At 43.3% G+C, this 8,599-nt stretch carries 15 protein-coding genes and 1 pseudogene; 1 reads left to right on the top strand and 15 read right to left on the bottom strand.

The window, feature by feature from the left end:
• Positions 1-1,261 precede the first annotated feature (1,261 nt).
• The 12 genes and pseudogenes from Q3F21_RS27465 to Q3F21_RS17740 all read right to left on the bottom strand — a co-directional run bounded on the left by Q3F21_RS27465 (position 1,262) and on the right by Q3F21_RS17740 (position 6,489).
• On the bottom strand, positions 1,262-1,468 hold the full coding sequence (locus Q3F21_RS27465; RefSeq protein WP_425341273.1) for a helix-turn-helix transcriptional regulator: 207 nt from the start codon (positions 1,466-1,468) through the stop codon (positions 1,262-1,264).
• Positions 1,368-2,501 carry a plasmid pRiA4b ORF-3 family protein gene (locus Q3F21_RS17695; protein WP_340255875.1) on the bottom strand — a complete coding sequence of 378 codons (1,134 nt, stop codon included), beginning with the start codon at positions 2,499-2,501 and terminating at the stop codon, positions 1,368-1,370. The genes Q3F21_RS27465 and Q3F21_RS17695 overlap by 101 nt, the downstream gene beginning before the upstream one ends.
• Positions 2,502-2,755: 254 nt before the next feature.
• Positions 2,756-2,977 (bottom strand): helix-turn-helix domain-containing protein, encoded by a 222-nt coding sequence (locus tag Q3F21_RS17700; RefSeq protein WP_003387736.1) that lies wholly within the window; start codon positions 2,975-2,977, stop codon positions 2,756-2,758.
• Positions 2,978-3,177: 200 nt separating this feature from the next.
• On the bottom strand, positions 3,178-3,384 hold the full coding sequence (locus Q3F21_RS17705) for a helix-turn-helix domain-containing protein (RefSeq protein WP_340255881.1): 207 nt from the start codon (positions 3,382-3,384) through the stop codon (positions 3,178-3,180).
• 51 nt (positions 3,385-3,435) lie between these two features.
• Positions 3,436-3,663, bottom strand: coding sequence for a hypothetical protein (locus tag Q3F21_RS17710; protein ID WP_340255886.1), 228 nt, complete (start codon positions 3,661-3,663; stop codon positions 3,436-3,438).
• Entirely contained in the window at positions 3,660-4,241 is a 582-nt protein-coding gene (locus tag Q3F21_RS17715; protein ID WP_340255890.1) for a hypothetical protein, read from the bottom strand. The genes Q3F21_RS17710 and Q3F21_RS17715 overlap by 4 nt, the downstream gene beginning before the upstream one ends.
• Positions 4,242-4,303: 62 nt before the next feature.
• The gene (locus tag Q3F21_RS17720; protein ID WP_340255894.1) at positions 4,304-4,558 is read right to left on the bottom strand and encodes a hypothetical protein; all 255 of its coding nucleotides are present in this window, start codon (positions 4,556-4,558) and stop codon (positions 4,304-4,306) included.
• The gene (locus Q3F21_RS17725) at positions 4,555-4,899 is read right to left on the bottom strand and encodes a hypothetical protein (RefSeq protein WP_340255898.1); all 345 of its coding nucleotides are present in this window, start codon (positions 4,897-4,899) and stop codon (positions 4,555-4,557) included. The genes Q3F21_RS17720 and Q3F21_RS17725 overlap by 4 nt, the downstream gene beginning before the upstream one ends.
• A gap of 540 nt (positions 4,900-5,439) precedes the next feature.
• Positions 5,440-5,796, bottom strand: coding sequence for a hypothetical protein (locus Q3F21_RS17730; protein ID WP_340255901.1), 357 nt, complete (start codon positions 5,794-5,796; stop codon positions 5,440-5,442).
• Positions 5,780-5,851, bottom strand: a pseudogene (locus Q3F21_RS27470) (YopX family protein); the annotation flags it as partial. The pseudogene Q3F21_RS27470 and the gene Q3F21_RS17730, both read right to left, overlap by 17 nt.
• On the bottom strand, positions 5,847-6,242 hold the full coding sequence (locus Q3F21_RS17735) for a YopX family protein (RefSeq protein ID WP_340255904.1): 396 nt from the start codon (positions 6,240-6,242) through the stop codon (positions 5,847-5,849). The pseudogene Q3F21_RS27470 and the gene Q3F21_RS17735, both read right to left, overlap by 5 nt.
• Positions 6,229-6,489 (bottom strand): DUF3850 domain-containing protein, encoded by a 261-nt coding sequence (locus Q3F21_RS17740; RefSeq protein WP_340255906.1) that lies wholly within the window; start codon positions 6,487-6,489, stop codon positions 6,229-6,231. Before Q3F21_RS17740 ends, Q3F21_RS17735 begins: the two co-directional genes overlap by 14 nt.
• Positions 6,490-6,620: 131 nt before the next feature.
• Here Q3F21_RS17740 and Q3F21_RS17745 point away from each other — a divergent pair, with 131 nt between their 5' ends.
• Positions 6,621-6,860: a hypothetical protein gene (locus Q3F21_RS17745; protein WP_340255909.1), complete on the top strand. Its 240-nt coding sequence runs from the start codon at positions 6,621-6,623 to the stop codon at positions 6,858-6,860.
• A gap of 29 nt (positions 6,861-6,889) precedes the next feature.
• Here the strand turns inward: Q3F21_RS17745 and Q3F21_RS17750 are convergent, their stop codons facing one another.
• From Q3F21_RS17750 to Q3F21_RS17760, 3 genes are all read right to left on the bottom strand, one after another.
• Positions 6,890-7,150 carry a hypothetical protein gene (locus Q3F21_RS17750; RefSeq protein WP_340255912.1) on the bottom strand — a complete coding sequence of 87 codons (261 nt, stop codon included), beginning with the start codon at positions 7,148-7,150 and terminating at the stop codon, positions 6,890-6,892.
• A gap of 126 nt (positions 7,151-7,276) precedes the next feature.
• A complete protein-coding gene (locus Q3F21_RS17755) occupies positions 7,277-7,576 on the bottom strand; it encodes a YopX family protein (protein ID WP_340255916.1) in 300 nt (99 codons plus the stop codon).
• 690 nt (positions 7,577-8,266) lie between these two features.
• On the bottom strand, positions 8,267-8,599 hold a 333-nt coding region (locus tag Q3F21_RS17760), incomplete at its 5' end, for a BC1872 family protein (RefSeq protein WP_425341274.1).

Genomic DNA, 8,599 nt, shown 5'->3' on the forward strand with positions numbered 1-8,599 from the left:
TTTTTTTAGCAGCATGGATCGGGATGGGGCCGCGGTACCTGGTCGGCCAACTGCGCGTTTCAAATTTCTTCTCACCGAGGGCGATCCATGTCGCCTGCGGCTGATGTACGGTAAAGGCTTTCACACCGTTCTGACCAGAATCTCTTCTCGGGCAGTGTACCTGTAATGATCCTTGAAAATCGCCAGCAAAGAGCTTCTACGCTACCGCCAATACGTCTTCACCCATTGCATAGCTCTCATCCCACACTGGTGACCTTCCTGAACGCTGGTTTTACGTCCATTTTCGTTACATGACAACTCTCGTCCAATCAAAAGGGAAATTCTGTTAGTACACTACCTTAGATCGTCATAAGGAGGTATTTTCACTTGAAAAAGAAAAAAGCGAAGACCAAAGGAGTCAAGAAAGTAAATGGTCGCTTGGTGCACTATCCTGCTCAAATAACCGGTTGTTTTCGGTGTTGCGGGCGCGGTTGGTGCGGTTGGTGTTGCCCAGAGCAAATCATGTGACCTTGCCAGAATGACTTTTCATTTTGTACGTAAGCCTCCGCTAGGGGGCTTTCTTAATTACCGACGTGTTAAGTGCAATAGGTCTACTCGTATGTTAAAATTTTCAAAAAAGGAATTGGGTGTGCTTAATGAAAAAGAACCCGCTTTGGTTTAACATCATTTCAATAATTGTCATTCTAATTACCATAGCTTCCCTTATTACAAGTTCTCCTTTCTTGCGAATATTCTCTATGCTGGGTCTAGCTGTTATCATGGCTTCTTTAGGGACATTTGAGCTGACCAAAAACCGTAAAATAGCAGTTTTGCTTTTTACTGTGGCCACGTTACAAGTTCTTGCGACGATTGACTCGGTTTTTGTCTTAGTTACAAAATAACTATTAAATAAACTCTTCACTTTCATTTCTGCTATCCATCTTGGTTCAATCCCTGCAAGGAATGTTATAGAGGTAGGACACTGATGATATATGCCGCTCACTTTGTTGCGGGATGTTGCCTAGGCAATAATGCAGATTACAGGGTCGTCGAATGCAATCACTGCGGGTATCTATACATCCAAAACTTTGAACACTGTCTATTGCTTTTATAACACGCATGATCTCAACCCAAAATTTCACTAACTATTTAATGCCTCTGATACGTTTGCGTGATTTACCCCATGCCGAGTTTAGGCTGCGCACGTAGAGAATGGACTTTCAAGATATTGAAGAAAATATTAGAGAAACAGTTTTACGAAGCGGGGCTGGGTGGGCTGGGTTCAAATCTCTAACTCACCAAGTCGAACGAGTTTGACAACTGCTTGAGATCGACCTTTGACACCTAATTTTTGCATGACATTCGTGATGTGTTTTGAAACACACCATCTATAACCATCTAATCGCTTCATGAATATACTGCATGTTTTCGTGGAAACCCCAACCGATTCCTTCCGTTTTTTCAACGACAGCTGAGATTCTCTCCTCAAACTCCTCAAATAAATCGTAGCCGTCTTCTTCATTTACCATTTCGATAACCGATGCAAACATCTTCAAAATGCTTTCATAAAACCGAGCATCAATATCACCATACGCATTGGTAAACTCCACACCCATTTCAACGTAAACGAGCTTTAATTCCAATGTATGTTTTCGATTTTGGGTGATCTTTTCGAATTCATCAATTGTCTTTTTTGCATCTACTAACCTCAGTTTTCCGAACCCTCGGTCGGGAAAGAACTCATCCTTCACCTTTTTCTCATAGACAGGAAACAATGCTTCTATTGCTTCCTCTCCAATCAACTTTACAGTTAGAAATTGCTCGACAAGTTTGCTTGTCTTAAAGGTATCAACAAGCAATTGAATAAGATCTGGCTGTGAGAGGGATAACAAATGTTTTTTCAGCTTTGCCGTTGTGAGCCTGATGGGTTTCTTTGTTTTCTCAACTGCCCTTGGCTCTTTTGGATTGAGTTGCTTTTCATTCTGCAGTAGTTGATCATTTACTCCTGCAAGGTCAAAATGTTCGGGATCAAACCCTTTTTTCAACCAAGCCACCGTATCTTTATATTCAGGATGTGACTTCGTTGCTAAAATTTCGAGAATCCTTTGATGCCCCATGACACCACCACAATCCTCTGGCGGACAATGGCGTTCACCGTCCAAGCATACAGGATACTGCTTCTCAAGCTGGTCAGGCAAGATTTCTTCCAAAATTAATTCGTGTCCCCAATCATCGCCAAAGTCGTAGACATATAGCACCTGCTGAGCTTTTCTGGTGATATGCTCACCTATTTTTTCCCTCCGCGCATTCAGCTCTGGTCTGCTTTCAGTTGGAAATGTCGGGTCTGGACGGGTAATCGTGTAAGACCCAAAATCAAACAAATAGAGATGATATTCCTCCCATCCCATGACGATCTGCAGAGTTTTATGAAATTGGTGAAAAGTAATCGAGCTTTTCACTTGGAATCGTCTCCAAATTGTCGGGTGAATATTTTTTAATGCCACTTTAAATTGATAGATCATCGGCTTACTCCTTGCTAAAAATAGTACGGTTTATTGACCATTCTACCTCTAAAATAGCTCATAGCAACAGTCTCCATTACACTTAGATAAATACAGCTAGTCTCGTTACCATAAATATCTTTTACGAAAAGGTCAGCACTTGTGTAAAACTGTATACAAAACTTTTATGTCTCTTCAGCCACATCACAGCATGAAAAATAAAAAAACCCTCCCTTTCGACCATGGGAAGAAAAGGGAGGCTGGGTGGACTGGGTTCAAATCTCTAGTTCACCAAGTCGAACGAGTTCGACTACTGCCTGAGATCGACCTTTGACACCTAATTTCTGCATAACATTGCTAATGTGATTGCGTACGGTTTTTTCACTGATGAAGAGTTGTCCGGCAATCTCTTTTGTTGTCTTATCCTGGACCAAGAGTTCAAATACTTCTCTTTCTCGATTTGTCAACAACGGCTTGGTTTGGTCGCTCCCCTTCAATAGTAAAATAGACGAATCCCGTCGTGTCTAAACGCGGTTTAAGGTATCGTTAGAAATCTTAAAGAATCCTTTAGTATCAAGGCTTCATCGAAGGTCTCCGAACGATGTTTCGTCTTTCATCTCAAATGCTATTAACAAATCTCGGTATGTTTAACATCAAAAATAGCATCAAAATTGACAACAAAAAAAGCAGGAACTTTTCATTCCTGCTCGTCTCCGCTTTGTCCTTTGAACCAGTTTAAAAAACTTTCTCTTGGTATTTTTATCAGCTTTCCTACCCTGACGACATGAAACTGACCTGAATTAGCCAAATCATATGCTTGATTCTTACTTATTCCAAGATACTGCTGAATGTGGCGTACCTCCATTACCTCTGGCAAGTCATTCACGCCGATTGCATTAGCCATAAGATCACCTCACAGTAATACCTATTCCGTTTTTCTTTTGTCCTATTCTGCTTAGTCACCTTTTGTATCGCCTTCTCCTTCATCTCTCTTCACAACCTGTATATCCAACGCCAGGGCGAGCTTATAAAATGCCTTCCACTTGATCTTGTAGTAGGTACATTCACTTACTGGCGGATTGAATCGTTGATTGTATATGTTGTAATCCGTCAAATACTCGCTGTCCTGGCTCATGTACCGCTCCTCAATCAGAAACCTTTCCATCCGCGGCAGCCGCTTCACGGCACGCTCCACCCGTTCACACTAAGCTCTCCGTTTCTCTTGCTCATCAACATTGTAGACAGCAATTCCGGCGGTCTGGTCGCTGGTCTTGTTCGTTCATCCTCCTTCTCGGGTTCTTCGCTGGGCAGTTCATCTTGTTGTTGATCAGCAGCGACTGCAACCTCATCTAGGCTCAATTGGTCGCTATTAACATTCACAGTCCCATCAGAGTTAACGCTGTATTCCAAGCCCTCATGTTGATCTTCGTAGAACTCTTCAATGCTCATTTGCGACGGCTGCACAGACAGTTTCACATTCCGACCTGCATACTTGTAAAGCTGCTGTGCCTTATCCTCTGAATCACCTTTGATTGCAAACTTCATTACGGTTTTCTTACTGTCACGCTGAATATTCATAAACTCAGCCGTGACTTCGCCAGCCGTGCAACCTTCGATATTGAAAACGATGATCCTGCCAGACAAGACGAACAGATCGTTTTCAGCTTTACCATCCTCATTGCCCTTGATTTCGAACTTGAGCACTTCTTTTTTGTCATCTTTCTGCATCATTTTGAAAAATACGTTCAACTCGGTTTTCATAGAATATTCGCTCCTTTTTTGTTTGGATGTAGTCTGGGGCTATTCTCCACCTAATCCAGCCGTTATGTAGAAAGCTTCGACTCAATGCAACGCTCAATCCGTAAAATGTCCTGACAAAGCTCTGAAAGGGTCTGAGCGGTTGACTCCATAACTTTCATATTGACCAGATGCTTCACTGCTTGTCCCACACCTGAGAAATAGCCATGGACTTTGTAAAGCGGCCTGCCGAGATTGTCCTCTTTGCCGCTGTATTCCTTGATAATGAACTGCAGCCCGTCAGATTCCAGGTACAGGTTTTCTTCTATCTGGACCTTCATTTTGCCACCTTCTTCCGCTTTTTCTTCTCCGGCGGGTTGAGGATCGTGTTCAGAACCTCAGCCTGGTAATCCAGTACGTTCATGTCCTGCCAGACTGGGGAGTTTTGCATGATGTACAGATGGCGGGCAATCTGGGCCAGGACAAAAGCGTCGTTTACGTTATCACTTGGATGACAGAAGGTATACAGTTCTCGAACGGCGGTCTTTACCGCATCTTTCTTCTCCTTGCCCTGCAAGCGCCGCTTCTTTCCTGATTCCTCTATCCAGCCAGAAACGCCGACAAACTTCTTCACCTGATCTGGTGCCGGTTCATAATACTTTATCCCACGAGCTTCAAGCATCATCCGCATGCCCCAGCCGATCCCACCAAGCTGTATGGCCTGCTGGGAGGCGAAACCGAAGCCTTCAATGCAACCCGGTCTCCCGGCTGAACATGGTCCTTTACTTCATGGATGAACGTCCGCATCCGTTTCGGGTCGACCGCTCCTACGCCGGTCAGTTCATTCGCCCGCAGTACATTCCCCTGCTTGTCCAGCGCGACGAATCCAGTCTTGGTCGAAGGGTCAATGCCGACGAATCGAAATTACTTTTTCCCTCCTGCCATGATGTCTGCTCGAAGCCGGATGCACAACTCACTCCCGAAATACTTTGTAAACTGTTTTTTACATAAATTTCAATTAATGGTATATTATATTCATAACACTTAGACTGGGGGTGATACATATGAAAAAGTTACTTGCTGTTGTTTTTACTGTGATGATTGTAGCTTCTGTTCCGGTTGCTGCTTCCGCGTGGGACCCGTGGTGCCCTCCGTGGATTGCTATTTGCCCTTAATAATTGCTCTTTTCATAGTGAACGAGGGCGATCATGCTCTCGTTTTCTTACTTTCTCTTATGGTAAATGGCGGTGCCCTTCACCTTTAGATACACCAGTGCTATAGCGTGAGGAGCTGACTTTATACCCCGGTGATCATCATCGGAATATATCGGGTTTACTGGACCGTTGGTCTCCCTCATGTCGTATGCAAGTCCTACATAACCGCCACATACATGTTCGAAACTCAGGAAAATTCCCTCTTCGGGAGCTCCCTCCACCAACACGCCCATGCCAAACCAAGTTGTTGAGAATTCTGGTATCGGATACCATTCGTTGTCTTGCCAGTATATTGGGTCGTGTGAATCAACCACCCACCCAAACGCCTCCGCCACTTTCACATCAAGCTCACGTCCTGCTTGCACTATTGCCCACCTCCAGCAGCTCCGGGTTTTCATACACGTTGCCGATTATTTCAAAATTGCATACCTTCGATGATGTATTGTTGCAAAGGGAACGTCAGCTGTCTGGTCAAAACAAAGTCTGTCTTTATGACCTTCACCCCGTACATCGCTCCACTGTCTATCCAGATCACCTGATAAAAGACCCCATCCTCCTTACCAACATCCCCCTCATAAATCTCCTTGCCGTTCTTGTCGCGTAGGCCGGTGAATTGCCGTAAGCTGCAATGTTCAAAAGGGCAGTCAGCATTGGGAATCCCGTTTCTCATCAATTCAAAAGCTTCTGCATCGGTCAGGCCTGTACAATCGTAGAAGCAAACGTACCTTTCCGGAAAGTTGATTTCGATTACATCAACCATTACTTTCTCATCATGCAACCACGCCTGGTATTTGATCTCACGTCCTTGCATCCCGTTCCCCTCTTGTCATCGACAACATTACCACGCCTGGCTGCAGCCACTGTTCTCCCGCCAGCACATGAGTTACCGTTCGCGTTTCTACCGCGCCTGTATATTCCCTTACCTGCGAATCATATTCGCGCAGCACCAGCACGTCACCCGGCTGATAGTTCCGATCATTCAGCCGCAGCTCGGCGGTTTTGATGCCTGCTCGGACATCGCGGAAATGCTCGGGAAATATTTTCAGGTCGTAGATCATGCCGTTTCCTCCTTAGCACAAACGTGCTTTTTTTGTTATTGATGTAACCTTATTTTATGGAATCCGTAGTTTAGAGAGAGCTTATCTTGCGTGAATCTCAGCTCCTTACTAATCCAAGGAAGAGGATATCTATGAAAAAATGGTACTTAAACTCAAAATTCGTATTCATTCTGTGTTTACTTACACCTCCAATTGGATATCTACATATTTTTTTAAATCGCCATAAGTGGGAAAGAAATGAAATGATAAACCATCTTACTCTTGCTACTTTTGCAGCTTCTTTTTGGGTTTTAAAATTTATTTCTAGAGAAGTTCAGTTAGTTGCTCTTATTTTAACTATTATTTTTTTCTTACTTAGTTCGAAGAAATGATTAATGCTTTTTTCTCTCGTAATGAAATGTTAAGCTAGTCGTTGCCTTGCCTTGTCCGCGATCATCATGGCGAAGTTGGCAACATCGGAAGCCTCACGAATAATGTTTTCCAGATCAAGCCCTGACTCGCTATTGTGGCCAGCTTCCATTGCGCTACTAAGCTCCTCGACTTCTTCGACTAGCCTGTTCCTCAGCCAGAAGATGCCACAATTATCCCAGCCGCCTTTATGATCGTTCTCTTTCAGTTTCGATTCCATTTGTTCAGCGAACCATTGCACTTGTTCTCTCATGCTTCACCCACCTCATCACACAAGGTATAGTGCTCGAAAAAATCATCTGCATCATCGAACTCCTCTAAGCATTTCGGGCAAATGTGCATCAGATTTCCCTACTCCTTTACAAATCGATTGGGTTTGTTAACTTGCCCGCATAAGCTCAGGATTTTCATATTTATTGCCAATGACCGTAATGTAAGGCAATTCACGATGCAACAACCAACTCCCGCAGCATAATTCCATTGTTTCGTTGTAACCAACTTCGTACACGCCATCAATTTCGATACTTCCTTCAAAAGCATGACCTCGGATTTCAACAAGATCACCTTCATAAATCTTCTTGCCGTTCTTGTCGCAGAGGCCAGTGAATTGCATGACAACAATGTCTGAATGGACATCAAGGTCAGTCCAATTTGCGTCTGCGACACAAATGCCGTTCACATTCTTGCATCCTGCCCAGTCAGAGAACATGCCGCTTTGATGGATAGCAAAACCACCAACCCAGCACTTTTCTTTTTTGTCCTATGCTCGGAACTTAATTTCCCTCATGCCGACACCCTCCCATTTAACAAATCGTGTGTTCTGCTACCACTTACCAAACCCGATATAAAATGTTATTATTTAGCACATATCACTGTATTTTAAAGTTACATCACGTCATTGGAGGGAAAATATTAGATATGAACTTGCAACTTCTAAACACTTTACTGCCAATTGTTTTTTTGTTATATCAAATTTTGATTGATTTCGTTGATTTATTCCCTTTTAACGATATTCATGCTAGAGATAAACGATTAAGAAAATATGAGGTCTTTGGAAATTACCCTCCTCTTTTAGTCATTTCGTTTTGCTATTTCTACAATAGTGCTCCTTCAATTTGGATTGGATTTGTATTAACAGGGATAATTTTCATTATGCATCTGTTTTCGTGGTGGATTCCTTATCTATTCGGGTTTCCAAATGTTACCATGGATTACGTTAAATACTTCAACAGAACATATAAATTTTTACCTCCGATTAAGGATCATATCATTCCTGACGCAGAGCATGTTGGGATCGGAGTTTTCTTAGTGATCATAATATTTTTTCAAATAAAATATCTCACAGTTTTTTAACATGCTTACCGTTGTGCTAAGTGACTGTCTTTAGTGCGGCCTTACAAATCGCCCCGCAAATGCCCTTGTGGAACGCAATCTCTTCTCTTGGGTGTTCAAGGTGCACTACGCTTGTTCTGATATGGACTCGATCAATTTGACCGTCATTCGAATCGATCTGAACATACCAGCAGCCGTTCCTCAACTTCTCTATCAGCATCCACGCATCGACTATGTTTTGGAGTGGGTTCCAGTCAGTGATTTCGAGGCAAAATTGCTTCTCAGGTTGATAAAACCACTGCGGCTTACCTGATACTTCTGACTCGACCATTTCCCACCCCATCACCTTCGTTGCCAGTGTTTCGATTAT

The organism is Brevibacillus borstelensis (assembly GCF_037834415.1).
In the GTDB taxonomy this organism is placed as follows: domain Bacteria; phylum Bacillota; class Bacilli; order Brevibacillales; family Brevibacillaceae; genus Brevibacillus; species Brevibacillus borstelensis_A.